This window comes from Corynebacterium comes (assembly GCF_009734405.1).
GTDB classification, from domain to species: Bacteria; Actinomycetota; Actinomycetes; order Mycobacteriales; family Mycobacteriaceae; genus Corynebacterium; species Corynebacterium comes.
This window is the reverse complement of record NZ_CP046453.1, coordinates 1,473,010-1,497,482: the sequence shown is the minus strand read 5'-3', so window position 1 is coordinate 1,497,482 and position 24,473 is coordinate 1,473,010. Positions and strand designations below refer to the sequence as shown.

Here is a 24,473-nt window from a genome sequence, read left to right as displayed (position 1 = left end):
GGGCCACACCCCGGAGACGCTAAGGTTGTGGGGAATCACACACCATTTCAGTTGGAGGGCCATATGGCATACGCGGACACCAGATTCCTCACCCGACGACGCGCACTCTCCGCGCGACTGGCGGGGATGCGCATCGACGAGATGCTGGTGACCAACCTCATCCACGTCCGCTACCTCTCCGGATTCTCCGGGTCCCAGGGGGCGCTGGTCCTGTCGAAGGACCTGACCGCCGAGATCGCCACCGACGGCCGCTACACCACCCAGATCGCGGAAGAGGTCCCGGACATTCCGGTGGTCATCGAGCGCCAGTCCGCCCGGGAGCTGCTGCGCCGGATCGAGGGGCCCCGTCGCGTCGGTTTCGAGGCGGACTACGTGTCCGTCGCCGAACTTGAGCGGCTCAAGGAGGTCTGCAACGAGGACGTCACCCTCGTCCCCGTCACCGGGGTCATCGAGGATCTCCGCCTGATCAAGGACAACACCGAACGCATCCGGCTCACCGAGCTCGCCGAACTGGCCTCCACGGCCTTCGCTGAGCTCATCGCGGGCGGTGAACTCGCAGTCGGGCGCAGCGAGCGGGAGGTCGCCGCCGACCTGGAGTACCGGATGCGCCGAATGGGCGCCGAGCGTCCCAGCTTCGACACCATCGTCGCCTCCGGCCCCAACTCCGCCAAGCCCCACCACACCGCAGGTGACCGCATCATCCACCGCGGCGACCTGGTGATCCTGGACTTCGGCGCCCACGCCCGCGGCTTCAACTCCGACATGACCCGTACGGTCGCCATGGGTGAGGCAGATGACTTCACCCGCGAGATCTACGACATCGTCCTGCGTGCCCAGCTGGCGGGCGTGGAGGCCGCCACGCCGGGCACCCGGCTCGTCGACGTCGACGCCGCCGCCCGTTCGGTCATCGAGGACGCCGGATACGGCGAGTTCTTCGTCCACTCCACCGGCCACGGCATCGGCCTGGAACTCCACGAGAGCCCCTCCGCCTCCCAGACTGCGGAGGGCGTGCTCGCCGAACACATGACGCTGACTATCGAACCCGGGATCTACGTCCCCGGCCGAGGTGGGGTGCGCATCGAGGACACCATCCTGATCACCCAGGGCCCGGCCCGCATCATCACGCCTGCCAGTAAGGATTTGCGCGTGGTGTAGTCTGGTTAGGTCTAATATCCAGGATCACCACTACGAGGGAGAGACTCCGTGGCTTCTACCGCCGATTTCAAGAACGGCCTTGTGCTCAAGGTCGATGGCAAGCTGTCTCAGATCATCGAGTTCCAGCATGTCAAGCCGGGTAAGGGCCCCGCCTTCGTGCGTACCAAGATGAAGGAGATCCTCTCCGGCAAGACCATCGACAAGACGTTCAACGCCGGAGTCAAGGTCGAGACCGCCACCGTCGACCGCCGTGACATGACCTACCTGTACAACGACGGCACCTCCTACGTCGTCATGGACGAGAAGACCTACGAGCAGTACGAGCTGCCGGAGGACAAGTTCGGCGACGCCGGCCGTTTCCTCAAGGAGAACATGCGCGTCCAGGTCTCCTTCCACGAGGGCGAGGCTCTCTTCGGCGAGCTGCCGGTCTCCGTCGACCTGGAGATCACCCACACCGAGCCGGGTCTGCAGGGCGACCGCTCCACCGGTGGCAGCAAGCCGGCCACCGTCGAAACCGGCGCCGAGATCCAGGTTCCGCTGTTCCTGGAGACCGGCAACGTCATCAAGGTGGACACCCGCACCGGCGAATACCTCTCCCGCGTCAACAACTAGGACCCATCACACGTGACCGATACACCTGAGGCAACCAACGACGAGCGCAACTGGCGCCGTCACGGTGCCCGATACCGCGCCCGCCGACGAGCCGTTGACATCCTGTTCGAGGCAGAGGCACGCGACATCGATCCCGTCGCTATCGTCGAGGACCGGATCACCCTCTCCCGCGATCCCGACAACTCCGTGGCCCCGGTCGCCGACTACACCCGCCAGATCATCGTCGGTGCCGCCGAGGAGCTCGACCGGATCGACGAGTCCATCGAGCGCTACCTCTCCGAGACCTGGGAGCTGAACCGCCTGCCCGCCGTCGACCGCGCCATCCTGCGCGTCGGTGTGTGGGAGATCCTGTTCAACCCCGAGGTCGACGGCGCCACCGCCGTCGTCGAGGGCGTGGAGCTGGCCAGCCAGTACGGCAATGACGTCGCGGCCCCCTACATCCATGCCGTGCTTGATGACGTCGTCCAGGCCGGCGCCGCAGACAACCCGTTCCGCGAGCCCGTGGTCGAGGCCATCTCGGACGCGGACGCGGATCCGCAGTTCACACCGGCGGATCCCACCGTCGACGCGGAGCCCCGCCACGCTAACGCGGCCGACCCCGGCCCCGGACCGGTGCGGAAGCCAGACTCCCCCGACGTGTAGACGCCTCCTTTTCACTACCATCGGGGACATGGACAAGTTCACGATGGAAGAGGCGCTCTGCCACCGCGTCGGCCCTGATTTCCGGATCGCCGACGTCGACCCCACCTCGACCCCCGGGTTCGAGTGGAACAAGGAGGACTGGGAGCACGAGTTCCATGAGCACGACGAGGAACTCCAGGAACTCCAGGCCAAGCTGTACGCCAATTCCCGGGCGGAAACCCCGGGCACCGGCGGACTCCTCCTGGTCCTGCAGGGCATGGACACCTCCGGCAAGGGCGGCGTCGTCCGCAACGTCTTCGAGGCCTTCGACCCGCAGCTGGTGGAGATCACCAGCTTCGGCCCACCCACCCGGGAGGAACGTTCCCATGACTTCCTCTGGCGGGTCCGACCCCATGAGCCGGCCATCGGCCGCATCGCGGTCTTTGACCGTTCACACTATGAGGACGTGCTGATCCAGCGGGTACGGAAGATGGCCCCGGCCGATGAGATCGAACGCCGCTACGAACATATCGTTGATTTCGAGCGCGACATGGCCAGCCGCAACATCAGGATCATCAAGGTGATGCTGCACATCTCGAAGGATTTCCAGAAGGCGAATCTCCTTGAGCGTCTCGAGGACCCGGAGAAGCACTGGAAGTACAACCCCGGCGACCTCGACGAGCGTGAACTCTGGGACGGGTACATGGAGGCCTACGAGATCGCCCTCCGGCGCACCTCCACAGATTTCGCCCCCTGGTACTGCCTCCCGGGCGACCGTAAGAAGTATGCCCGCATGGCGGTGAAGTACCTGGTTCTCGACGCGCTGCGCGCCATGAACCTGGAATGGCCCAAGGCCGACTTCGACGTGGAAGCGGAGCTGGAGCGCGCGCGGAACGCCTGATCAGGACTGTTCCCCGAGCTCCTTCTCCACCTGGGCCCGCAGCTCGGCGAGATCATCGGCGGCGGCCTTCACGCCGTCCTGGGTCGCGAGAACCGCGTCAACCGCGGAACGCAGGGAGGCAGCCAGCTGCTCGTCGTTCATGCCCGCGGCAATGGCCACGTCACGCTCGGTGCGGACGATGAGGTTCTCGGCGCGGTCGACGATCGTCGCCCGGGCACCGAAGCTCACCGAGTTGACCTGGTTGGCCGCGAGGTAGAGGGTCGGGTCAGCGTCGGCGATCGTCTGGTCGGTGACGGTGTCAGCACGGACGATGAACACGGAGCCCAGCATCGCGAAGGTCACCGGGAGGCCGTTGAGATTCGCGGTGGCCACCTCGTCCTCGCCGACGCGCTCGAGCTCCACGTCGAAGCCCTGCATGACGTCCACGATCCGGTCGATGGTGACGGGGGCAAGTGTGGTGTTACTCATTGTGGTGCTCCTCCCAGGTGACCAGGTCGGGGAACTGGCCTTCAATCCACTCGTAGGAACGGAGAATTCCGTCCAGGCTGGACATGACGAATGCGCCGATCTGGTTACGGCTCAGGCCGTGTTCGACGTTGATCTGGCGGTGTGCGCTGATGGTCAGGTGGCCCTCGCCGGCGGAGTTCTCGAAGAAGCGCAGGGTGGGCATGTACTGCGTCTGGTTCCACTCGTTGACCGCACCGAGAACCCTGGGGGCCTCGGACTTGGGTACCTCGCCGCGCCACATGGAGTCGCAGATGAGGTGGTCGCGGTCGAAGCTCAGGGCGATGGCTGCGTTGATGAAACCGGTGCGCACGATGGTGTCGGGCTGCTCGCTGGAGCTGGTGGGAGCGGATTCCAGGCGGTACTGCAGACCTTCGGCGTCGAGAAGCTCTGCCACGCGCTGCGGGGTGGCGGGCGACACTTCGGTGTCGGGGATGGGGGATCTGGGTGCTGTTGTCACCTGGACCACCCTAGCGGGCGCTACTGCCTGTTGGTGGACGGCACCAGGGTTCAGGGGTGATTTGACTGACCGGCCGAGGCCCAGGCTGCTTCGGCTCAGCCTTTCGCTGTCGCCGTGAGTTTGAGTCCCTCCACGATATGCACCGTTTCGACGGCCACGCGGGTGACCTTCCCGATGAGGTCCACGATGTAACGTGGATTGCCCACCTCATCGGCCCAGTCATTCGGATCATTGACGATACCGGAGGCCTTGTCCTTCTTGACCTGGTATCGGTCGATGATCCACGCCAGCGCCGACCTGGAGCCGAGCGTGTATTCCTCGGCCTCCAACGGGATACCAGCGATGGTGACATGCCCGTTATAAATCATCGCTGTCCGGTCATCCACCAGTTTCTTCGTCTCCGGGTCACGAACCTTCTTCCACTTCAGCTTCGTCACCCGCCAGGTCTCCCGGTCCTCCGGATCAGCAGTCGCCTTGACCTGGACGTCCACCGGCCAGGGCTCACCATCCTCGTAACCGATGTGCAGGTCCATCAACTCCCGACCAGCGGTTGCCAACTGCTCGAAACGTGCCCGGTCAGTGGGGGACTCAATATGCGGCAGCATCTTCTTCAGATCCGCGGCGTATGCCTCCCGGTATCCGGGGTCGTGGAGCTGCCCGTAGACGAAGTAAAAGATCTCATCCTTGGTGACATCGCTGCCCAGCGCTTCCCGATACAGAGCCAGGATCTCGTCGGTGATGTTGTCGACCCGGCGGTAACCGTTAAGGATCTCACCCTCGGTACCTGGGGTGCTTATCGACGTCTCTTCGTTCCCCCCGAAGTCCAGCTCACCTGCGGGAGCTATGACGGGTTCCCAGGTCCATCGGGAGAAGAACTGCCCTGCATTTGACCCCCACATCGCAAGGTCGGGAAGAAGATCTGTGGCTAGAGCTGAGAAGGGTTTAGCGCTTCCTGGATTTACCACATAAAAACCGATGTTGTCGTGAGCAAGGGTGGGGAACATCGACGGAAGCTGATAAACCCGCGCATTAACTGTTCGATCAAAAGCGACCTTTTGACGAGTAAATGGGCGGTAAAGAGAGGGAATAACAGGGATCTCGATGTCGCTGTAGTCACGGTTTGAGGCGAGATCGCTCTTTAAGTTGCTATTCCACGAGATCCGAGTTGTGTGTGCGAACTCTGGATTCTCTCGCAGGAAGTCGTTGACTTCAGCTTCCTTGTGTTTGGTGATGCCATTGGTAGCTGCCCACTGAGTAAATTCTGCACGAGCATCCTCGTAAGATTTCAGTAGGCGATTGATCTTTGCCAGCACTTGACCAGTGGTAGGGGCGTAGCACCACGAGTCGCGGCCAGTAGCGAGACCGAGGGAGTAATTCTTAAAGAACCTCGGGACAGCAGCTTGCTTCTTCTCCCCCAGCACTGGCCAGGTCTCAAAATCATCGGACCGTTGGTTGATCCAGTCACCGTGCTGATTCTGGATGATTTCCGACCATTCGATAGTGTCAATGGCAGAGTGGTCGACGATGTCTAGTTTCTCCTCGGTGGTGCGATAATCGCCGATGTCCCGGTAGTGAATCCGGCACCCGGTGGAATTTTTCTTCTTGATACCGATGAAGATAGCGATGGTTGCCTGTGAGCCAGCGCCAAAGATTTGTCCGCCCTCCTCCTTCCAGTTGGACTTCCGCATGTTGCCTCGCAAGTTGAAGACATAGATGTCGGAGTAGTCCTCCGCAAGGCTCAGGCGGACGCCGTCGGCGGTGTTATCGTCAATCCAGCCGCCGTTTGAAACGAAGGCGACAACGCCTTGGTCTGTGATGCGGTCGGTTGCCCAGCGGAAAGCCCGCAGGTAGGAATCGTAGAGCGTGCGTTGAGACGTGGCTGTCGATTTTGCTGCGTATGTCTCTTCGATCCGGCTATCCAGACTCGAATACTTGATGTTGGCGTTGAGGTCGTTCGCACTGGACTGACCCACCGAGTAAGGCGGATTACCGACAATCACGTGGATCGGGGTGTTCTTCTGGCGTTCGAGACGCTCGTTGTTCTGCGCGAACACGTCCAGGTCGAGGGTGTCGTCGTCCTCGTAGACCTGGAAGGTATCCGCCAGCACGATGCCGTCGAAAGGCTCGTAGCCCACTACCTCCGTCCCCTCCCGTAGGGCCTTCTCACCAAGCAGAGCGTGGTAGGTGCTCTCGATGTTCACGGCGGCCACGTAGTAGGCCAGCAGCATGATCTCAGTGGCGTGCAGCTCGGAGGCGTACTTACGGGCCAGGTCCTCTGGCTCAATCAACCCGGACTGGAGGAGGCGGGCCATGAAGGTGCCGGTGCCGGTGAAGGGATCGAGAACGTGGACACCCTCGTCGGTGAGCCCGCGGCCGAAGTGCTCGCGGGAGACGTCGTCAGCGGCCCGAAGAATGAAGTCGACGATCTCCACCGGGGTGTAGACAATCCCGAGAGCCTCGGACTGCTTGCGGAAAGCCTTCTTGAAGAAGCGTTCGTAGAGTTCCTTGATCACGGTCTGCTTGCCGGAGGCCGACGTCACGTCGGAGGCCCTGCGGCGGACCGAATCGTAGAAGGACTCCAACTTCTCGGTCTCCGCGTCCAGCTGGGAGTCGTCGAGGACATCGACCATGCGCTGCATGACCCGGGACACGGGGTTGTGGGAGGCGAAGTCATGCTCGGAGAACAGTGCGTCGAACACCGGGGCAGTGATGAGGTGCTGCGACAGCATCGACACCGCCTCGTCGCGGGTGATCGAGTCGTTGAGGTTACCGCGTAGCCCTTCGACGAAGCGGTCGAACTCGGCGGCCACATGGGGGTCGGCGGCGGCGAGAAGCGAGGTGATGCGGGTGATCTGGGCCTGGGCGATGTCGGCCACGTCATCAGCCCAGTCCTCCCAGTAGGTCCGTGTGCCGACCTTGTCGACGAGTTTGGTGTAGAGGGCCTCCTGCCACTGCTCCAGGGAGAACAGCACCATCTGGGTGACCTCGGTCCCGTCGTCGTAAGGCTGCTCGGACTTACCTCCGACCGTTTTACCGGAGACATGGTCGTGGTCGACCGGGAGATCCTTCACGCTGCCTTCGTTGAGCGCAATGGAGTTGATCTTGGCGTTGAAGCGGTCGTCGTGGGCGCGCAGGGCGTTGAGGATCTGCCACACGACCCGGAAGCGCTTGTTGTCGTTGAGCACCGTCGACGGCTCCGCACCGGGCGGGACGGCCACGGGCAGGATGATGTAGCCGTAGTCTTTGCCCTCGGCCTTGCGCATGACCCGGCCGACGGACTGGACGACGTCGACCATGGAGTTCCGCGGGTTGAAGAAGACCACGGCATCCAGTGCCGGGACGTCCACGCCCTCGGACAGACACCGGGCGTTGGTGAGCATCCGGGTCTCAGTCGCCGGAACGGGGGATTCCAGCCAGGTGAGCAGGGACTCGCGCTGCATGGCGTTCATGGTGCCGTCGACGTGGTTGGCGGCGATGCCGACGTCCACGTTGTGCAGGGAGATGTCGTTGAGGGCCGCGGCTTCTTTGAGGGAGTCGACGTGGTTGGCAATGAGCGTGGGGAAGGCATCGGTAATCTGCTTCGAGGTCTTGATGTCCTGGGCAAACGCCACCGTGCGCTGCATGGGGGCGGCGTCTTCCTCGAAACCTGACTTCGTGCCCTGCTCCCGGCCAGATCTTTTGGTCAGGCCGTTCCAGGTGCCGATCATCGCCGAGGCCAGATCCAGGGTCAGTTCCTGGCCCGGCTGCGGGGTGAACCGGGCCATGGTGTCCGAGGCCAGCTGTTCGTCCACCGTCATGACGAGCACCTTGTAGTCGGTGAGCAGGCCACGCTCGACGGCCTCACCGAAACCCAGGCGGTGGAACTCAGGGCCGTAGATGGCCTCGTCGTCCATGGACACCAGCTCAGCCGAATGCTCGGCGGCCTTGCCCTTGACGGAGTCATCGAACAGCCGGGGGGTGGCGGTCATGTACAGACGCTTGGCGGCCTTGATGTAGTCGACGTCATGGATACGCACGAAGTTGCTGGAGTCATCACCCGCCAGGGTGACACCGGTGGTGCGGTGAGCCTCGTCGCAAATGACCACGTCGAAGTCGTCGAGGCCGTGGGCCTGGGCCTCGTGGATGGCCGGCAGTGACTGGTAGGTAGAGAAGACAACCGTCAGCCCGGAGGCACGCTTGCGATGAGCCAGGCGCTCGGCGATGTCGCGACCGTTGGTGGAGACGGGTACCTCCAGGTCATAGGAGGCGATGTCCTCCGCACCCCGGGAGACCTTGGTGTCGGAGCACACCGCGTAGGGGCGCAGGTCCATCCGGGTCTGGGCGGTCCACTCCTTCAGTGTCTGGGACAGCAGGGCGATGGAGGGGACCAGGAAGAGGACGCGGGCACGCCCGCCGTTGTTCTCCGCGATGCGCTCGGCCAGACGAAGGGAGGTGAAGGTTTTGCCGGTGCCGCACGCCATGATGAGCTTGCCCCGGTCATGGGTCTGGAAACCCTCAATCGCCTTGGAAATGGCTGTTTCCTGGTGCGGGCGCGGCTCGAAGGTCTCCTTGCGCTCCAGGTTGATGGTCAGCTCGGAGCCGGGGTAGGCGATGTCCCAGTTGATCGGCGACTCCCCGATGGCCCCCAGACCGATGCGGTTGGTGGGGATGACCTGGTTGTCCAGCATGGCCTCGGCGTTGGACGACCACTTGTCGGTGGTGGAGATGATCAAACGGTTGGCGAAGGACTCTGTGCCGTTCTCGGTGATGAAGCTGCGGCCGGAGGCCTCGAAGAAGGAGTCCAGCTGGCCCTTCTGCAGGCTCGTCGACTCGAGGTAGAACTTGCACTGGATCGCGGTCCACCGGCCGTCCTCCCGCCGGCGGGCGACCAGGTCAATGCCGGTGTCGGCCTTGCCGCCGTTGTAGCGCCAGTCCCCCCAGCGGTAGACCTCGTCGTACTGCTGTGACAGGGTGGGGTCCAGGGTGATGAAGTTGACCATGAGCTTCTCAAAGGCCAGGCCCTGATGGGCACGGGTGGGAAGTTCACGGAGGGCGGCAACAGCATCAACGATGGTGGACATAAGGCCTATTGTGCCTGACCACGAGCACGGTTCCCTCGATTGACCTGCGGACGGGGGACCACCGTGGGTCACTCCACAGCTGACTGGCCCTGCTCCCACTCCCCGAAGGTGTGACCGGAAGCCGTCCTCCAGGTGATCCGGCCGTTGGCACTGGCCCGGCCGTAGACGATGGAGGCGGCTGCCGACGGCGAAGAAAAGACGACGTCCTTCGACAGCGCGGCCAGTCCCGGCGCGGGACCGGGTACGCAGACCTCCAGAACCTTGGCGTGCTGGGCTTCACGGACGATGAACTGTTTCCTCGTGGAGGAAGAGAAGTTCGGGTTGTCCTTCATCGCGCCGGGGATCACCGAGCCCTCCAGCAGGGTGAACTCGCCGTCAACGATCTGGGCCTGGGCGTTGCTGCCTTCCCGCGTCCTCATGTAGAAGATCGGACTGTCGGGGGATTCGGAGACCTCCTCGGGGACTGGTGAACTGTCTGGAGTCGTGGCCTCGACGGGGGCGTCCGGCGCGGCGAACGGTTTTTTCCCCTGGGTGGAACGGCCTCGGAAGATGTCGAATCCGAGGACAGGCATGAGAATCCTGATCTGGCCGATGAAGTACTGCATGTCGGACTCGTCGGCCTCCGGGAGGGCGGCTCCTCCGGTGGGGTCGTTGCCGTTGAGGAGGGAGACGCGGCTGATGGATTTAGCGAGCCTGATCAGCTCCGACTCCAGGTAGCGGACGTGAGCCTTCGTGAGGTTCATGTCCTTGGATGTGATGATGACCACGTCCTCCCAGAAGTCCTTGTTCGCGTTGTGGTTCTCCAGCCGCCTGACCACGTTGTCGCCTTCGCCGATGTAGGCGGCCGGTTCTCCTTCCTCGTCGGTTCCGAAGAGGACGTACACCCCGGTGCGCTGGGCTTCCTCGCGGCCCTTGATCCGGCCGAGGTCTTTTCGGCGGGCCCGGAGCATATGACCGGTCCAGTTGAGGATCTCAGCCGTCATCAGGCCGCCGACGGTGCCGTCGACAAGGAAGAGGCGGACTTGTCTGCCATTCATTGTCAGCACTACTCCCCGGACTTCTCCTCCAGCTCCCCGGTGTCAGCAGCCTCGAGCGCGGGAGTCTTGTCGAAGAGTTCCTCCCCGCCGAGCTCGTGCGCGAGGGCGCGGTCGAGGGTGGGGTAGCGGAAGGTGTGGTCGGCGTCGACAAGCATCTGCGGGACGACGCGCTGGTTGGCCAGGGCCAGCTCCTGGGCGCCCTCACGGCCGAGGATGAGCGCCGGTCCGATCGTCGGGATGGGGATGATGGCGGGGCGGCGCAGCTGGCGTGACAGGGCGGCCGTGAAGTCCCGGTTGAGGGTCTCGGTGGGGGACACCGCGTTGACGGGGCCGGACCAGTCGGGGTCGAGCACTCCGCGGATGAGGATGTCGGTGGCGTCGTCGAGCGCGATCCAGGGGAACCAGAAGTTGCCGTCACCGAAGTTGCCTCCCAGCCCGGTGGAGAACAGGGCCTTGAGCACGGGCAGCATCCCGCCGCGGCCGGAGAGGACGGCACCGAAGCGGACGTTGAGCACGCGCTTTCCGGCCTCGCGGGCGGGGGCGGTCGTGGCCTCCCATTCGCTCACCACGTCGGCGAGGAAACCCTCTCCACGTTCCGTGGACTCGGTGAGCGCCTCATCGCCCCGGTCGGCGCCGTAGATGCCGACGGCGGAGGCGGCGATCATCGTGGTCACGCTGTCGGTGTCGGCCACGAGCCGGGCGAGGCGCTGCGTCGGGATGATGCGGGAGTCCCGGACGGCCCGCTTGTGACTGTCGTTGAAGCGCCCGAAGATGGGTTCGCCGGCGAGGTGCACGAGGACGTCGACCCCTTTGAGGAGGTCCTCGGCGGGGTAGTAGGGCTCCCAGAGTCGCTGGTCCTCCTTCGGGTTCTTCCGCACGAGCTGGATCACCCGGTGACCCGCGGTGGTCAACTGGGCGGTCAGGGCGCGCCCCACCAGGCCGCGGGAGCCGGTCACTGCGACGGTGAGCGGTTCCGCGGGCTGCAGGTGGGAGACCCGGCCTAGGAAGGAGATGTCGTTGATCAGCTGCTGCTGCCGGTAGGCGAAGAACGAGGCCATCGCGGCGGCGGGCAGTCGGGTGTTCACCGTGTCGGTGATCAGGGTGCCGTCCGGATGGTCGGCGAATTCGTGGACATGGCGCCAGTTGGCCAGCAGCTTGATGGGGGCGTTGGTGCACACGTCCGTGAAGCGGTGGCCGGGGCGGTAGTTCGAGAGGTCGTGGCGGGACACCCACTTCAGGCCGGCGGGCAGGCCGAAGACAGTGGTGCCGTCCGAGAGTCTCTCCGCCTGCCGGAGGGGGGTGAAGGGAAGGAACGGGGGGGTCAGTCGGGTGAGTGCACCCCGCCGGGTGTGCCAGTCCCATACCTGCTCACGTGGCGCAGGTACGACATGACTAGTAGTCAGGCTCACAGGCGGTATCCCTCTCATCGTCGGTGCGCACACCCTCCACGGGTGGCGGGTGCTAGGATCATCACCAGTCTCCAATCATAGACACCTTCAGGACACTGCCTGGCTTTGTCCGACATCCTTTAAAGACCGCACAGAGAGGCGGGGAAGGAGGTCACGATGAGTGAACGCACTGACGCGGAAACGTCTGTCGAGCTGCTCGGCTCCGACGACGTCGCGCGTACCGTCGCACGCATCGCGCACCAGATCATCGAGAAAACGGCGTTGGATTCACCGGACGCCGGGACCGTCATGCTGCTGGGCATCCCTTCGGGGGGAGTGCCCCTGGCCGAAAGGCTGGCAGCCAAGATCGAGGAATTCTCCGGCGTGGCGGTGCCCGTCGGCGCTCTCGACATCACCCTCTACCGCGACGACCTGCGCAACAAGCCGCACCGCGCACTGAAGCCCACCACCATTCCGGCCGGCGGTATCGACGGCGCGACGGTGGTGCTGGTGGATGACGTGCTGTTCTCGGGGCGCACCATCCGTTCCGCCCTGGACGCGTTGCGCGACATCGGTCGCCCGGAGAACATCCAGCTCGCCGTCCTGGTGGACCGCGGCCATCGTCAGCTGCCGATCCGCGCCGACTACGTGGGCAAGAACCTGCCCTCCGCACGTGCCGAGGACGTCACCGTCCTGCTCGAGGCGATCGACGGCCGTGACGCCGTCGTCCTCACCCGACCCGATAGCCGGGAGAACAACTGATGAAGCATCTGCTGTCCATCCCTGATCTGGACCGCGACGAGATCCTGGGCCTCATGGACGAGGCCGACCGCTTCCGTGAGGCACTTGAGGGTCGGGAGATCAAGAAGCTGCCGACCCTGCGCGGCCGCACCATCTACTCACTGTTCTACGAGAACTCCACCCGCACCCGTTCCTCCTTCGAGACCGCCGGCAAGTGGATGAGCGCCGACGTGATCAACCTGTCGGCCTCCACCTCTTCGGTGAAGAAGGGCGAGTCCCTCAAGGACACCGTTCTGACGCTGGCCGCGATCGGCGCGGACGCCATCGTCATGCGCCACCCCTCCTCGGGTGCGGCGCAGCTCGTCGCCGACTGGGTGGCCCCGGACGGCGTCGGCCCCTCCATCATCAACGCCGGCGACGGTTTCCACCAGCACCCCACCCAGGCGCTGCTCGACGCGGTCACCATGCGCCAGCGCATCGGTGACGTCGAGGGCCGCAAGGTCCTCATCGTCGGCGACATCCTGCACTCGCGCGTGGTGCGCTCCAACGTTGACCTGCTCTCCACCCTCGGTGCGGAGGTGGTGGTCGTCGCCCCGCCGACCCTCCTGCCGACGGGTGTGGAGCACTGGCCGGTGCGCGTGGCCGATGACTTCGACGCCGAGATCCCGGACGCCGACGTGGTCATGATGCTGCGTGTCCAGGCAGAGCGCATGCTGGGCGGTTTCTTCCCCTCCCACCGCGAGTACGCCACCTTCTTCGGCCTGTCCAAGGCCCGTGCCGCGAAGATGAAGGACGGGGCGATCATCATGCACCCCGGTCCGATGCTCCGGGGCATGGAGATCAACTACGCCGTCGCCGACTACGACAACTCAGCCGTGCTCCAGCAGGTCAACAACGGTGTCCACCTGCGCATGGCAGTCCTGTTCACCCTGCTCGCCGCCGACGGCGCACCCGGAATCTAGGAGTTTTCATGACCGTGACCGACTACCCCGCCACGGGCCCGCTGGCGCCTGCCGAGCGGGGCACCCTCAAGCTTGTCGACGTCCGCGTCTACGGCGAGGGTGATCCCGTCACCGTCCTCATCGAGGACGGGGTGATCGTCGACCTCGACGCCGACCGGGACGTCGAGACCGACCGCACCGTCGACGCTCAGGGCAACGTCCTGCTGCCGGGTCTGGTGGACGTCCACGTCCACCTGCGGGAGCCTGGCCGCGAGGACACCGAGACCATCATCACCGGTTCCCGGGCCGCCGCGAAGGGCGGTTTCACCGCCGTGTTCACGATGGCGAACACGAGCCCGGTGATGGACCAGCCGGTCATCGCCGAGTCCGTGTGGCTCAAGGGCCAGCACGCCACCATCTGCGACGTCCACCCGGTCGGTTCCATCACCAAGGGGCTGGAGGGCAGGGAACTCACCGAGTTCGGCATGATGGCGGCCTCACAGGCGAAGGTGCGGATGTTCTCCGACGACGGCAAGTGCGTCGCCGATCCGCAGCTCATGCGCCGCGCCCTCGAGTACGCCAAGGGCCAGGGCGTCCTGCTGGCGCAGCACGCCGAGGAGCCCCGTCTCACCGAGGGCGCCGTCGCCCACGAGGGCGAGACCGCCGCGAGGCTGGGTCTGCGTGGTTGGCCGCGCGTGGCCGAGGAGTCCATCGTCGCCCGCGACGCCCTGCTGGCCCGTGACTACGGCAACCGCATCCACATCTGCCACGCCTCCACCACCGGCACGGTGGAGCTGCTCAAGTGGGCGAAGTCCCAGGACATCCCGATGTCCGCCGAGGTGACCCCGCACCACCTGCTGCTCACCGACGAGAAGCTGAACACCTACGACGGCAACTTCCGCGTCAACCCGCCGCTGCGTGAGGAGCACGACACCCTCGCCCTGCGCGAGGCGCTGCTCGACGGCGTCATCGACTGCGTCGCCACGGACCATGCCCCGCACGGCTCCGAGGACAAGTGCGTGGAGTTCGAGCACGCCAAGCCGGGCATGCTCGGCCTGGAGACCTCCCTGGCGGTGATCGCCGAACTCTTCGTCGCCACCGGCCGGGCCGACTGGCGCTGGGTGGCCAGGGTCATGAGCGAGCGGCCCGCCGAGATTGTGCGGCTGCCCGGCCACGGGCGTCCCATCGCGGTCGGTGAGCCGGCCAACCTCACGGTCGTCGACCCGGGGTCCACCTGGACCGCCCGCGGTGCGGACATGGCCTCCAAGACGGAGAACACCCCGTATGAGGGGATGGAGTTCTCCGCCAGGGTGACCACCACCGTCCTCCGTGGCCGCCTGACCTGCGTGGATGGCGTCCCGGCCGAACCGCGCGGCACCTCCCACTGACCGAATAGAATACGTCTGATTGAATAACATGCAGAACAACACCGACATCTCCGTGAAAGGTGACGCCTTGACGTCCTCCACCCACAACCGAATCCCGGCAGTGCTCGTGCTCGCCGACGGCCGCACCTTCCGCGGCTACAGCTTCGGCACAGCCGGCAAGACCCTCGGCGAGGCCGTGTTCACCACCGCCATGACCGGCTACCAGGAGACCCTCACCGATCCCTCCTACCGCCGCCAGATCGTCGTGGCCACCGCCCCGCAGATCGGCAACACCGGCTGGAACGATGAGGACAACGAGTCCCGCGACGGCCGCATCTGGGCCGCCGGCCTGGTCATCCGGGACCTGGCGCACCGTGTCTCCAACTGGCGCGCCCAGCGCACCCTCCCGGAGGAGATGGAGAAGCAGGGCCTGGTGGGCATCCGGGGCGTCGATACGCGCGCACTGGTCCGCCACCTGCGCGACAACGGCGCCCAGGCCGCCGGCATCTTCACCGGCGAGGACGCCGCACGTCCGGTCGACGAGCTGGTCGCCGAGGTCAAGGCCCAGCCGTCGATGGCTGGCGCGGACCTCACCTCTGAGGTGAGCACCAACGAGGTCTACGAGGTCCCGGCCGAGGGTGAGCAGAAGTACACCGTCGTCGCCTATGACCTGGGCATCAAGTCCGCCACCCCGGGCCAGTTCGCCGCCCGTGGCATCCGCACCGTCGTGGTCCCTGCCTCCACCCCCTTCGAGGAGCTGGCCCAGTACAACCCGGACGGCGTCTTCCTCTCCAACGGTCCCGGTGACCCGGCCGCCGCGGACGACATGGTCGCCACCACCCGCAGGATCATCGAGGCGGACCTGCCGCTGTTCGGCATCTGCTTCGGCAACCAGATCCTCGGCCGCGCCTTCGGCCTGGGCACCTACAAGCTGAAGTTCGGCCACCGCGGCATCAACGTGCCGGTGAAGAACGTCATCACCGGCAAGATCGACATCACCTCCCAGAACCACGGCTTCTCCCTCGAAGCGCCGGCGGGGGAGACCTTCGACACCGACTTCGGTCCCGCACGAGTAACCCACGTCTGCCTCAACGACCAGACCGTCGAAGGCGTCGCCCTGGTCAACGGCCGCGCCTTCTCCGTGCAGTACCACCCGGAGTCCGCCGCCGGACCGCGTGACGCGAACCCCCTGTTCGATCAGTTCATCGCTCTGATGGACGAGAACAGCACCGCCGCCGCAGGCGTCGAGAACTAAGCACCAGGAAGAAAAAGAAGGAACACATATGCCCAAGCGCACCGATCTCAAGCACATCCTGGTCATCGGCTCCGGCCCCATCGTCATCGGACAGGCCTGCGAGTTCGACTACTCCGGCACCCAGGCGTGCCGCGTCCTCAGGGAAGAGGGCCTGCGGGTCACCCTGATCAACTCCAACCCGGCCACGATCATGACCGACCCGGAGTTCGCCGACCACACCTACGTCGAGCCGATCGAGCCCGAGTACATCGAGAAGATCTTCGAGAAGGAGATCGAGCAGGGCCACCCGATCGACGCGGTGCTGGCCACCCTCGGCGGCCAGACCGCACTGAACGCGGCCATCCAGCTGGACCGCCGCGGCACCCTGGAGAAGTACGGTGTCGAGCTCATCGGCGCCGACATCGACGCCATCGAGCGTGGCGAGGACCGCCAGAAGTTCAAGGACATCGTCGCCTCCATCGGCGGCGAATCCGCCCGCTCCCGCGTGTGCCACAACATGGCGGAGGTCCACGAGACCGTCGCCGAGCTCGGCCTGCCGGTCGTCGTCCGCCCTTCCTTCACCATGGGTGGCCTGGGCTCCGGCCTGGCGTACAACAACGAGGACCTCGAGCGCATCGCCGGTGGTGGCCTCGCAGCCTCCCCGGAAGCCAACGTCCTCATCGAGGAGTCGATCCTCGGCTGGAAGGAGTTCGAGCTGGAGCTCATGCGTGACTCCGACGACAACGTCGTGGTCATCGCCTCCATCGAGAACGTCGACGCCATGGGTGTGCACACCGGCGACTCCGTCACCGTCGCACCGGCCCTGACGCTGACCGACCGTGAGTTCCAGGAGCTGCGTGACCTGGGTATCGCCATCATCCGCGCCGTCGGCGTGGACACCGGCGGCTGCAACATCCAGTTCGCCATCGACCCGAGCGACGGCCGCATCATCGTCATCGAGATGAACCCGCGCGTGTCCCGTTCCTCCGCCCTGGCGTCGAAGGCCACCGGCTTCCCCATCGCCAAGCTGGCCGCCAAGCTGGCCATCGGTTACACCCTCGACGAGGTCACCAACGACATCACCGGCGTCACCCCGGCCGCCTTCGAGCCGACCCTGGACTACGTCATCGTCAAGGCGCCGCGCTTCGCCTTCGAGAAGTTCCCCGGCGCCGAGGACACCCTGACCACCACCATGAAGTCCGTCGGTGAGGCCATGGGGATCGGCCGCAACTACATCAGCGGCCTGAACAAGGTCATGCGTTCCCTGGAGCAGAAGCCGAGCGGCTTCTGGACGACCTCCGACGAGTACTTCGCCGGCGAGCGTGCCACCGATCTGGACGCAATTCTCGAGGACCTCAAGCGCCCCACCGATGGTCGCCTCTACGACATGGAGCTCGCCCTGCGCCTCGGCGCCACCATCGAGCAGCTCCACGAGGCGTCCTCCGTCGACCCGTGGTTCCTCGCCGAGCTCAAGGCCCTGGTTGATTTCCGTCAGGTGCTTGTCGACGCCCCCGTGCTCGACGCAGATCTCCTCCGTGAGGCCAAGGTCTTCGGCCTGTCCGACGCCCAGATCGCGGCCCTGCGCCCCGAGTTCGCCGGCGAGGTCGGCGTCCGTCGTCTGCGCTGGTCCCTGGGTATCCGTCCGGTGTTCAAGACCGTCGACACCTGCGCCGCCGAGTTCGAGGCCCGGACCCCGTACCACTACTCCGCCTACGAGCTGGATCCGGACGCCGAGTCCGAGGTCGCCCCGCAGACGGAGAAGGAGAAGGTCATCATCCTCGGCTCGGGCCCGAACCGCATCGGCCAGGGCATCGAGTTCGACTACTCCTGTGTCCACGCCGCCCTGGAGCTCTCCCGGATCGGGTATGAGACCGTCATGGTCAACTGCAACCCGGAGACCGTCTCCACCGACTACGACACCGCTGACCGCCTCTACTTCGAGCCCCTGACGTTCGAGGACGTCATGGAGATCTACCACGCGGAGTCCCAGTCCGGCACTGTCGCCGGTGTCATCGTCCAGCTCGGTGGTCAGACTCCGCTGGGTCTGGCGCAGAAGCTCGCCGACGCGGGCGTCCCCATCGTGGGCACCACCCCGGAGGCCATCGACCTGGCGGAGGACCGCGGCGAGTTCGGCGAAGTCCTGCGCATCGCCGACCTGCCGGCCCCGGCCTTCGGCACCGCCACCACCTTCGACGAGGCCCGTGCGGTCGCCGACACCATCGGCTACCCGGTGCTGGTCCGTCCCTCCTACGTCCTGGGCGGCCGCGGCATGGAGATCGTCTACGACGAGGAGTCCCTGGCCGACTACATCGAGCGCGCCACCGAGCTGTCCCCGGACCACCCGGTGCTGGTGGACCGCTTCCTGGACTCGGCCATCGAGATCGACGTCGATGCGCTGTGCGACGGCGATGAGGTCTACCTCGCCGGCGTCATGGAGCACATCGAGGAGGCCGGCATCCACTCCGGTGACTCCGCCTGTGCGCTGCCGCCCATGACCCTGGGCGCAGAGGACATCGAGAAGGTCCGGGAGTCCACGAAGGCACTGGCCCACGGCATCGGCGTCAAGGGCCTGATGAACGTCCAGTTCGCCCTCAAGGACGACATCCTCTACGTCATCGAGGCCAACCCGCGTGCGTCGCGTACCGTGCCTTTCGTGTCCAAGGCCACCGGCGTGCACCTGGCCAAGGCGGCCTCCCGCATCATGCTGGGCGCCACCCTGGCGGAACTCAAGGCCGAGGGCATGATCCCGACCGACTACGACGGTGGTTCCCTCCCGCTGGAGCACCCCATCGCCGTCAAGGAGGCCGTGCTGCCGTTCAACCGTTTCCGTCGCGCCGACGGCACCATGCTGGACACCCTGCTCAGCCCGGAGATGAAGTCCACCGGTGAGGTCATGGGCCTGGCGGACAACTTCGGCGCCGCCTACGCCAAGGCGGAGGAGGCCGCGTTCGGCAAGCTGCCGATCGAAGGCAGGATCTTCGTCTCCGTGGCCAACCGGGACAAGCGCACCCTGATCCTCCCGATCCAGCGACTGTCCTCCCTCGGTTTCACCCTGATGGCGACCGCCGGCACCGCCGGTATGCTGCGCCGGAACGGCATCGAGTGCGAGATCGTGCTCAAGGCCTCCGACGTGCGCGAAGGTGCGGAGGGCCAGTCCATCGTGGACCTGATCCTCGACGGTGAGGTCGACCTGATCCTCAACACCCCGGCAGGTTCCGCGGGATCGCGCCACGACGGATATGACATCCGCGCGGCCGCCGTCAGCGCCGGCGTCCCGCTGGTGACCACCGTCCAGGGCATCACCGCCGCCGTCCAGGGCATTGAGGCACTGCGCGACGGCGAGCTCAGCGTCCGCGCGCTGCAGGAGCTCGACCACACGGCGGGGCGGTAGCGGTGACCTTCGGTTCCCGGCTTCTCGACGCCGCCGCCGCCCGCGGTCGCCTGTGCGTCGGGATCGACCCGCACCCCGCCCTGATGAAATCCTGGGGGCTGAGCGACGACGTCGACGGACTGGCGGAGTTCAGCCGCCGCTGTGTCGAGGCCTTCGCCGACACCGTGGCGCTGGTCAAGCCCCAGGTGGCGTTCTACGAGCGCTACGGGTCCGCAGGTTTCCGCGTGCTGGAGCACACCCTGGTCGCTCTGCGCGAGGCGGGTTGCCTCACCGTCGCGGACGCGAAGCGGGGTGACATCGGCTCCACCATGGCCGGCTACGCCGACGCCTGGCTGGGGGAGAAGTCGCCGCTGCGCAGCGACGCCGTCACCGTCTCCCCCTATCTGGGAGTCGGGGCGCTCGCCCCGGTCCTCGAGCTGGCGGAGGACACCGGGCGAGGAGTCTTCGTGCTGGCGGCCACCTCCAACCCCGAGGCGGTCGTGCTGCAGAACCACCGGGGCGTCGACGGACGCACGATCGCCCAGCAGGTGGTGGACGCGTGCGCCCGCCGCAACGAGGCCCACACCGAAAACGGGGAGGCCGGCAACATCGGCGTCGTCGTCGGCGCCACGTTGTCGCATGCGCCGGACTTGTCGCAGCTCAACGGCCCGGTGCTCATGCCGGGAGTCGGTGCACAGGGTGGCTCTGCGGAGGATGTCACGCGGATCGCCGCAGGTGTGGAGCGCCTGGCGTTCCCGAATATTTCCCGCGCCGTGCTCGGTCAGGGTCCGCGAATTGCGGACCTTCGGGCGGCGGCTGTAGCGGCTGCCAGTGAATTCCCAGGTCAAGAGAATTGATACTAGCGGCAGGCGACCTGGTACTTTAGGAAACGCGACCCTGTGACGTGCCGAAACGGCAACGTCCGCAGGGGAGTGGCCGGGCCGGTGCTAAACTGGTCCGGAGTCAGTGAGTTGCACGCGTGGAATTTGCGCGTCAGGCCGCTGAGATCTGGTACCCATGTACCCGAACTAACCGACACATCCCCATTCGAATCGGAGGAATCCCGTGGCCCTTCCCCAGTTGACTGATGAGCAGCGCAAGCAGGCTCTCGCAAAGGCCGCTGAGGCCCGTAAGGCACGTGCAGAGCTCAAGGAGAAGCTGAAGCGGGGTGACACCAACCTCAAGGAGGTCCTGGAGCAGGCCCAGACCAACGAGATCATCGGCAAGACCAAGGTGTCCGCCCTGCTTGAGGCCCTCCCGAAGGTGGGCAAGGTGAAGGCCAAGGAGATCATGGAGCAGCTGGAGATCGCCCAGACCCGTCGCCTCCGTGGTCTCGGTGACCGCCAGCGTCGCGCCCTGCTGGAGCGCTTCGGTTTCTCCGAGGACTAGGCGATGACCGGCGAGAACCCCGCGGGTCGGCTTGTGGTCCTGGCCGGCCCCTCCGCGGTGGGTAAGTCCACCGTGGTTCATCGCCTGCGCAGCACCGTCGACCGTCTGTACTTCAGCGTGTCGATGACCACCCGGGCCCCGCGGCCCGGTGAGGTTGACGGCATCGACTACTTCTTCGTCACCCCGGACCAGTTCCAGGAGAACATCGACCGCGGTCTGATGCTCGAATGGGCGGACATACACGGTGGGATCCAGCGTTCCGGAACCCCGGCCGCTCCCGTGCGGGAGGCCCTCGCAGAGGGTCGTCCGGTACTGGTCGAGGTTGACCTCGAGGGTGCCCGCAACGTCAAATCGATGATGCCTGAGGCTGAGTCCGTCTTCCTGGCCCCGCCGTCCTGGGACGTGCTCGTTGAGCGCCTCACCGGTCGCGGTACCGAGCCGGAGGACGTCATCGCCCGTCGTCTGGAGACCGCCCGCGAGGAGTTGGCCTCCAGTGGCGAGTTCGATCACGTGGTGGTCAACGAACAGGTGGATGACGCTGTTTCGGTCATTAGTGGTATCCTGCAGGGCAGACTTCCACTGACACCTTCCCGTTCGCGGGAAAGCGCAGGCAACGAATAATTTCAACCCAGGAAAAGGTGTACGTGACCAACGTTAACAACGAGACGTCCAACTCCACCGCCGTCTACGATCCGCCGGAGGGCATCACCGCCCCGCCGATCGACGGGCTGCTGGACAAGGTCTCCTCCAAGTACGCACTGGTGATCTTCGCGGCCAAGCGCGCTCGTCAGATCAACAGTTATTACCAGCAGCACGACGAGGGCGTCTTCGAGTTCGTCGGCCCGCTGGTGACTCCGGAGCCCGGCGAGAAGCCGCTGTCCATCGCCTTGCGCGAAATCGACGCCGGTCTGCTCGACCATGTGGAAGGCGCATAGCCTCCCCCTCCTGAAACGCCCTCTGACACTCACGTGTCAGGGGGCGTTTCTGCTTTCCGGGCCAGCTGCCTCCTGTCGGAGTGGCGGCCGCACTGAACTCCGTCGCCTTCAGCGGCGTCGGTAGAGTCAGGGGAGAACAAGCATGTACCGGACCCGTGGGGAGCATCTGCATGACCGATCAACACCAGCCGCGACGCATTGTCGTGGGAGTTTCGGGGGGCATCGCCGCCTACAAGGCATGCCACCTGGTGAGGAACCTCAAGGAGGCGGGCGATGACGTCCGCGTCGTGCCCACCCCGGGTGCCCTCAATTTTGTCGGCGCCGCCACCTTCGAGGCGCTGAGCGGTCATCCGGTGTCGACGACGGTGTTCGATGCCGTCGACGAGGTGCAGCACGTGCGGATCGGTCAGGAGGCCGACGCGGTGGTCATCGCGCCGGCCACCGCGGACGTCATGGCCCGCCTGGTGGCGGGGCGGGCAGACGACCTGCTCACCGCAACCGTGCTGGTGGCGACGTGTCCGGTCATCGTCGTTCCGGCGATGCACACGGAAATGTGGGGGAATGCGGCGACCCGGGCGAACGTCGCGACGCTACGGGAGCGCGGCGTGATCGTCCTGGAACCGGCACACGGGCGGTTGACCGGGAAGGACACGGGGCCCGGCAGGCTCCCGGAGCCGGACCAGATCGCGGATCTGGTGCGGGCGGTACTCTCCGGGGCGAACCTCACCCCCGACTGGCAGGGGAGGAAAGTGCTCATCACTGCCGGGGGCACCCAGGAGAACCTGGACCCCGTGCGGTTCCTGGGCAACCGGTCCTCGGGTCGTCAGGGATTCGCGTTGGCGGAGATCGCCGCCCATCGGGGTGCGCAGGTGACGATCGTGGCAGGCGACACCGATGACCTTCCGACGCCGTCGGGGGCCACCATCGAGAAGGTGACCAGCGCACGGGAGATGGCGGCGGTCGTCGAGAAGCATGCCGGGGAGGCCGACGTGATCATCATGGCGGCGGCGGTGGCGGATTTCCGGCCGGTTTCGGAGGCGGAGTCGAAGATGAAGAAGGGCGCGGACGAAGAATCGTTGACGACGGTCAGGCTCGTGGAGAATCCGGACATCCTGGCCACCACCGTGCAGCGGCGTCGCGACGGCGGGGTGCCCGCGGAGACGACAATCGTGGGCTTTGCCGCGGAGACCGGCGATGACACGGCTACGGCCCTGGATTTCGCGCGGGCGAAGCTGGCACGCAAGGGCTGTGACCTGCTGATGTGCAACGAGGTGGGGGAGGGGCGGGTGTTCGGCGAATCCCGCAACCGGGGCTGGCTGCTCACCGCTGACGGCGAGGTGAGGGAGGTTCCCGACGGCTCGAAGCATACGGTCGCCGCGCTGATCCTCGAGGCGGTGGACGGGCTCCCCGATTGACGGATTTAGACAGCTTGGTCTATATTGGGCGAGACGCTTAGTCATAGTTTTCTAGCTGCCATTCGCAAAGGACCACCCACGTGTCAGAGAATCCCGCCACCACCACCGTGGCCTTCGACAAGCCCGCACCGATCCGCCTGTTCACCAGCGAATCAGTGACCGAGGGTCACCCGGACAAGATCTGCGACGCCATCTCCGACGCCGTGCTCGATGCGATGCTCGCGCAGGACCCCCATTCGCGCGTCGCGGTGGAGACGCTTGTGACCACAGGTCAGGTGCACGTCGTGGGTGAGGTCACCACGGAGTCCTACGTCGACATCGCCGGCCTGGTCCGCAAGACGCTGGTGGACATCGGCTTCACCTCCTCCGAGGTCGGCTTCGACGGCCGCACCTGCGGCGTCAACGTCGCCATCGGTGAGCAGTCGAAGGAGATCGGCGACGGCGTGACGCGGTCCCAGGAGGCCCGTTCGGGCGCGGTGATCGAGGACGATGACATGGCCGGCGCCGGCGACCAGGGCCTCATGTTCGGCTACGCCTCGAACGAGACCCCGGAGTTCATGCCGCTGCCCATCGCGCTGGCGCACCGCCTCTCCCGCCGCCTGACCCAGGTGCGCAAGGAGGGCATCGTGCCCATGCTGCGTCCGGACGGCAAGACCCAGGTCACCTTCGAATACGACCGGAACGACCGTCCGGTCCGCCTGGACACGGTGGTCATCTCCACCCAGCACGACCCGGAGGCCACCCAGGCGTGGCTCGCCGAGCAGCTCCGCGAGCATGTGCTGGATCAGGTTATCGCCGACGCCGGCCTGGAGAACATGGTCGACGACAGGACGGCGCTGCTGGTCAACCCCTCCGGTTCCTTCATTCTCGGCGGCCCGATGGGCGATGCCGGGTTGACGGGACGCAAGATCATCGTCGACACCTACGGCGGCATGGCCCGCCACGGTGGCGGCGCCTTCTCCGGCAAGGACCCCAGCAAGGTCGACCGTTCCGCCGCGTACGCCATGCGTTGGGTGGCCAAGAACATCGTCGCCGCCGGGCTGGCGGAGCGCGTCGAGGTCCAGGTCGCCTACGCCATTGGTCGCGCAGCGCCCGTGGGCCTCTACGTGGAGACCTTCGGCACCGCGGCCCAGGGACTCACCGATGAAGACATCCAGGGTGCGGTGGAGAAGGTCTTCGACCTCCGTCCGGCCGCCATCATCCGTGAACTGAAGCTGCTGGCCCCGATCTACAGCCAGACCTCCGCGTACGGCCACTTCGGTCGCCTCGACCTTGATCTGCCGTGGGAGCACACCAACCGCGTGTCCGATCTGAAGGCCGCCCTCGGCCGCTAAAGTGGTTGT

At 65.7% G+C, this 24,473-nt stretch carries 20 protein-coding genes; 15 read left to right on the top strand and 5 right to left on the bottom strand.

Going from position 1 to position 24,473, the window contains the following annotated elements; all coding sequences use genetic code 11:
• The first annotated feature begins 63 nt into the window (after positions 1-63).
• From CETAM_RS07190 to CETAM_RS07175, 4 genes are read left to right on the top strand one after another with little or no spacing between them, the layout of a single operon-like run.
• Positions 64-1,155, top strand: a complete 1,092-nt coding sequence (locus CETAM_RS07190; RefSeq protein ID WP_156228234.1) for an aminopeptidase P family protein — start codon at positions 64-66, stop codon at positions 1,153-1,155.
• Positions 1,156-1,203: 48 nt separating this feature from the next.
• A complete protein-coding gene (gene efp / locus CETAM_RS07185; RefSeq protein WP_156228233.1) occupies positions 1,204-1,767 on the top strand; it encodes an elongation factor P in 564 nt (187 codons plus the stop codon).
• A 12-nt stretch (positions 1,768-1,779) separates the two neighbouring features.
• Entirely contained in the window at positions 1,780-2,409 is a 630-nt protein-coding gene (nusB, locus tag CETAM_RS07180; RefSeq protein ID WP_156228232.1) for a transcription antitermination factor NusB, read from the top strand.
• Between the two features lie 28 nt (positions 2,410-2,437).
• Positions 2,438-3,289, top strand: a complete 852-nt coding sequence (locus CETAM_RS07175) for a PPK2 family polyphosphate kinase (RefSeq protein ID WP_156228231.1) — start codon at positions 2,438-2,440, stop codon at positions 3,287-3,289.
• Here CETAM_RS07175 and CETAM_RS07170 read toward each other — a convergent pair whose 3' ends face one another.
• From CETAM_RS07170 to CETAM_RS07150, 5 genes are all read right to left on the bottom strand, one after another.
• Positions 3,290-3,757 (bottom strand): YbjN domain-containing protein, encoded by a 468-nt coding sequence (locus CETAM_RS07170; RefSeq protein WP_156228230.1) that lies wholly within the window; start codon positions 3,755-3,757, stop codon positions 3,290-3,292.
• Positions 3,750-4,253 carry a YbjN domain-containing protein gene (locus CETAM_RS07165; protein WP_156228229.1) on the bottom strand — a complete coding sequence of 168 codons (504 nt, stop codon included), beginning with the start codon at positions 4,251-4,253 and terminating at the stop codon, positions 3,750-3,752. The genes CETAM_RS07170 and CETAM_RS07165 overlap by 8 nt, the downstream gene beginning before the upstream one ends.
• A 95-nt stretch (positions 4,254-4,348) precedes the next feature.
• Entirely contained in the window at positions 4,349-9,313 is a 4,965-nt protein-coding gene (locus CETAM_RS07160; protein WP_156228228.1) for a DEAD/DEAH box helicase, read from the bottom strand.
• Positions 9,314-9,381: 68 nt separating this feature from the next.
• Positions 9,382-10,350 (bottom strand): GIY-YIG nuclease family protein, encoded by a 969-nt coding sequence (locus CETAM_RS07155; protein ID WP_156228227.1) that lies wholly within the window; start codon positions 10,348-10,350, stop codon positions 9,382-9,384.
• Positions 10,351-10,358: 8 nt separating this feature from the next.
• Positions 10,359-11,759, bottom strand: coding sequence for a TIGR01777 family oxidoreductase (locus CETAM_RS07150; protein WP_156228226.1), 1,401 nt, complete (start codon positions 11,757-11,759; stop codon positions 10,359-10,361).
• A gap of 156 nt (positions 11,760-11,915) precedes the next feature.
• Between CETAM_RS07150 and pyrR the strand changes: the two genes are divergently transcribed.
• The 11 genes from pyrR (at position 11,916) to metK (ending at position 24,464) form a co-directional block, all read left to right on the top strand.
• The gene (gene pyrR / locus CETAM_RS07145; RefSeq protein ID WP_156228225.1) at positions 11,916-12,500 is read left to right on the top strand and encodes a bifunctional pyr operon transcriptional regulator/uracil phosphoribosyltransferase PyrR; all 585 of its coding nucleotides are present in this window, start codon (positions 11,916-11,918) and stop codon (positions 12,498-12,500) included.
• Positions 12,500-13,441, top strand: coding sequence for an aspartate carbamoyltransferase catalytic subunit (locus tag CETAM_RS07140; protein ID WP_156228224.1), 942 nt, complete (start codon positions 12,500-12,502; stop codon positions 13,439-13,441). Before pyrR ends, CETAM_RS07140 begins: the two co-directional genes overlap by 1 nt.
• Before the next feature lie 8 nt (positions 13,442-13,449).
• The gene (locus CETAM_RS07135; RefSeq protein ID WP_156228223.1) at positions 13,450-14,808 is read left to right on the top strand and encodes a dihydroorotase; all 1,359 of its coding nucleotides are present in this window, start codon (positions 13,450-13,452) and stop codon (positions 14,806-14,808) included.
• Positions 14,809-14,836: 28 nt separating this feature from the next.
• A complete protein-coding gene (gene carA, locus CETAM_RS07130) occupies positions 14,837-16,042 on the top strand; it encodes a glutamine-hydrolyzing carbamoyl-phosphate synthase small subunit (protein ID WP_197085840.1) in 1,206 nt (401 codons plus the stop codon).
• A 28-nt stretch (positions 16,043-16,070) separates the two neighbouring features.
• Entirely contained in the window at positions 16,071-19,412 is a 3,342-nt protein-coding gene (gene carB / locus CETAM_RS07125; protein WP_156228222.1) for a carbamoyl-phosphate synthase large subunit, read from the top strand.
• Between the two features lie 2 nt (positions 19,413-19,414).
• Entirely contained in the window at positions 19,415-20,248 is an 834-nt protein-coding gene (pyrF, locus tag CETAM_RS07120; protein WP_156228221.1) for an orotidine-5'-phosphate decarboxylase, read from the top strand.
• Positions 20,249-20,456: 208 nt separating this feature from the next.
• Entirely contained in the window at positions 20,457-20,780 is a 324-nt protein-coding gene (mihF, locus tag CETAM_RS07115) for an integration host factor, actinobacterial type (protein WP_156228220.1), read from the top strand.
• Positions 20,781-20,783: 3 nt separating this feature from the next.
• A complete protein-coding gene (gmk, locus tag CETAM_RS07110) occupies positions 20,784-21,401 on the top strand; it encodes a guanylate kinase (RefSeq protein WP_156228219.1) in 618 nt (205 codons plus the stop codon).
• A gap of 23 nt (positions 21,402-21,424) precedes the next feature.
• Positions 21,425-21,715 carry a DNA-directed RNA polymerase subunit omega gene (gene rpoZ, locus CETAM_RS07105; protein WP_156228218.1) on the top strand — a complete coding sequence of 97 codons (291 nt, stop codon included), beginning with the start codon at positions 21,425-21,427 and terminating at the stop codon, positions 21,713-21,715.
• Between the two features lie 170 nt (positions 21,716-21,885).
• Positions 21,886-23,130, top strand: coding sequence for a bifunctional phosphopantothenoylcysteine decarboxylase/phosphopantothenate--cysteine ligase CoaBC (coaBC, locus tag CETAM_RS07100; RefSeq protein ID WP_156228217.1), 1,245 nt, complete (start codon positions 21,886-21,888; stop codon positions 23,128-23,130).
• 107 nt (positions 23,131-23,237) lie between these two features.
• On the top strand, positions 23,238-24,464 hold the full coding sequence (metK, locus tag CETAM_RS07095; RefSeq protein WP_156229420.1) for a methionine adenosyltransferase: 1,227 nt from the start codon (positions 23,238-23,240) through the stop codon (positions 24,462-24,464).
• Positions 24,465-24,473: the final 9 nt, after the last annotated feature.